The sequence below is a fragment of the Motilimonas pumila genome, from assembly GCF_003596335.1.
Classification (GTDB): Bacteria; Pseudomonadota; Gammaproteobacteria; order Enterobacterales; family CBDFNC01; genus Motilimonas; species Motilimonas pumila.
Genome location: NZ_QZCH01000075.1, coordinates 1 through 2,355, shown reverse-complemented (window position 1 = coordinate 2,355; position 2,355 = coordinate 1). Strand labels below are relative to the sequence as shown.

General features: G+C 43.1%; 2 protein-coding genes and 2 pseudogenes. All 4 read right to left on the bottom strand.

What is annotated here, in order from left to right; all coding sequences use genetic code 11:
- Window positions 1-58 precede the first annotated feature (58 nt).
- Window positions 59-340 (bottom strand): annotated as a pseudogene (locus D1Z90_RS21815) (RHS repeat-associated core domain-containing protein); the annotation flags it as partial.
- A gap of 429 nt (window positions 341-769) precedes the next feature.
- Entirely contained in the window at window positions 770-1,435 is a 666-nt protein-coding gene (locus D1Z90_RS20345) for an ankyrin repeat domain-containing protein (RefSeq protein WP_119912602.1), read from the bottom strand.
- A gap of 9 nt (window positions 1,436-1,444) precedes the next feature.
- Window positions 1,445-1,996 carry an HNH endonuclease signature motif containing protein gene (locus D1Z90_RS22235; RefSeq protein WP_119912601.1) on the bottom strand — a complete coding sequence of 184 codons (552 nt, stop codon included), beginning with the start codon at window positions 1,994-1,996 and terminating at the stop codon, window positions 1,445-1,447.
- Window positions 1,970-2,062 (bottom strand): annotated as a pseudogene (locus D1Z90_RS22025) (RHS repeat-associated core domain-containing protein); the annotation flags it as partial. The pseudogene D1Z90_RS22025 and the gene D1Z90_RS22235, both read right to left, overlap by 27 nt.
- Window positions 2,063-2,355 lie beyond the last annotated feature (293 nt).

Below are 2,355 nucleotides of genomic sequence, written 5' to 3'. Positions count from 1 at the left end.
AGAATCACTTCCATGTATCGTGCTCAATGATCTGATCGCAGTTTTCGAGAAAGGTTCCCTATTTAGTCAACAACGCCGCTTTCACATATTCATCTGGCAAGTATTCTGTGACGTCTTCCGGCCGATTCGGACTCCCACGATTGATGATCTCGTCATACTTTTGTTGAGTCATAGGTATATGAGGTGGCTTAATTGCATCAGAGCCACAGCACAACTCATCCCCTTTCTTATTTGCCAACCCCAGCGGATCAATCCAGCCCGTAGGGTTAGGCACATATTGATAGTTATTGAGCCCGCCTGCAAGGCCAATCGGATCTAAGGTTAAAAACGCGGCGGTATTGGGGTTGTAATTAAGTGGTCTAGCTGGTAGTAGAAAACATCCGGCGTTGCATCGCTATCCGGGGTATTGGCTTCACCCTTAATCAGGGCTAGGGGCTTAAAGGTGCCCGGCTCATACAGATAGCTCTGGTAGTGGCCCTGATGGTCGGTTTCGGCGATTAATCGGACAGCCTGCCAGTTTTAACTTTGTCGAGCACCTAAGGTTTACGGTGCTCATAGTTGCGTTTAGAGTAGTTATCATAACCACAAAGGAAGGCACGCCGCACACAGCGGCTGGTGACATGATAGTAGTGCGTAGATTCAGCACAAATGAGCTGTTTTCGAGGTAGGGTCATGACACCCTCCGAGGTAAAAACCACCTTTTAAGTTTTGGGTTAGAAGGTGATTTCTGTCAAATTTTGGTGGGTGTCCTATATATTTTATCACGATGTTACGTTTTAGCAGCATTTTGCAATAGCAAAGATATCCTATCAAAACTCTCGGCAAGCTCAAAGACATCACAACCATCATTATCGGTAAGTTCTAATGCTGCACCCTGCTGAATTAAGAATAGAACAACATCTTCATGCCCTTCAACAATAGCTTGCATTATAGGTGTCGCTCCGTCTGAATCTTGGAAATCAATATTTGCACCGGCAGCTATAAGCTCTTTTACTTTATCCAGCTCACCTTGGTATGAAGCCTCATGCAACACACCATCAGCTGGAAGGTTATTCTTCCTAAAAAAACTTGGCTTTCTTAAGCTTAAAAGAGAAGAATCTTTAACCCAGTCATTCTTTTTAATTAGACTGAGCTTATCAGATAAAAAACCTAACGCATCTACCCTTAATTCACTTAAAGACTTAACCTCTTTAAAATACATTACCATGGACCCAGACATTTTAGACTCTATTAAAACATAGCCATCAATATTTACTGTGAATGAGTCCCTGTCATTATCCATAATATAAACTTCTCGATGCTCATCATCAGGCTGGGAATATATCTCGTTACTCAACTCATTAAAAAGGCTATCAATGTTAGAAAGAACACTCTCTTTCGACATTGATTCCCGCTCACCATAACGATGGCCTATTTCATATTTTATTTCTGACATTATCTATTCCTACCTTTTACCTTCAGCCCACATACCAGTCGAACGGCCGCCTTTATGAAAATATATCTTGTGTAATCCTAGGGGTAACAATTGCATTCGACCTGAATCTTGGTGGTGATGCCACGTATGGCCTTCAACCTTCCCACCAATCATATCATCCAAGTACTTAAATTGCTGTGCATCACTAGCCTTAAACATAGCCTCAGGTAATTTAACATCAGCGACAGCATAATCATCAAAATTTGCAAAATGAGTAGCTTTATCAACTTTAATATCAGGAACCAAACCTAATGATTTTGCTTTATTTCTCAACTTGCTTCGTCGGTAAGATGACAAGTTGGGATCAATGTCGTCCCAGCTCCACTTTTTATTCGAATAGACTTTATCTACATAGCTCTTTAAGTAACCTTCATCTCGAGTGGAAACTGTAGATAGCTTGTCATTAATGAATGATTGATCTGGACGAGTAAATGATTTTTTTGCCCCCAGCCCACAACACAACTCATCGCCTTTCTTATTCGCCAACCCCAGCGGGTATATCCAGCCCGTAGGGTTAGGCACATATTGATAGTTATTGAGCCCGCCTGCAAGGCCGATAGGGTCCAGGGTTAAAAATGAACCGCTGTTGGGGTTGTAATTAAGTGGTCTAGCTGGTAGTAGAAAACATCCGGCGTTGCATCGCTATCCGAGGTATTGGCTTCGCCCTTAATCAGGGCCAGTGGCTTAAAGGTCCCCGGCTCATACTGATAGCTCTGGTAGTGGCCTTGATGGTCGGTTTCGGCAATTAAGCGGTCAGCTTGCCAGTTTTTAACTTAGTCGAGCACCTAAGGTTTACGGTGCTCGTAGCTGCGTTTAGCGTAGTTATCATAACCACAAAGAAAGGCGCGCCGCACACAGCGGCTCGTTACATGATAGTAAGG

Excerpts from the sequence above, each read along its gene's own strand:
- D1Z90_RS20345 (WP_119912602.1), bottom strand. The coding sequence starts at position 1,435 with ATGTCAGAAATAAAATATGAAATAGGCCATCGTTATGGTGAGCGGGAA.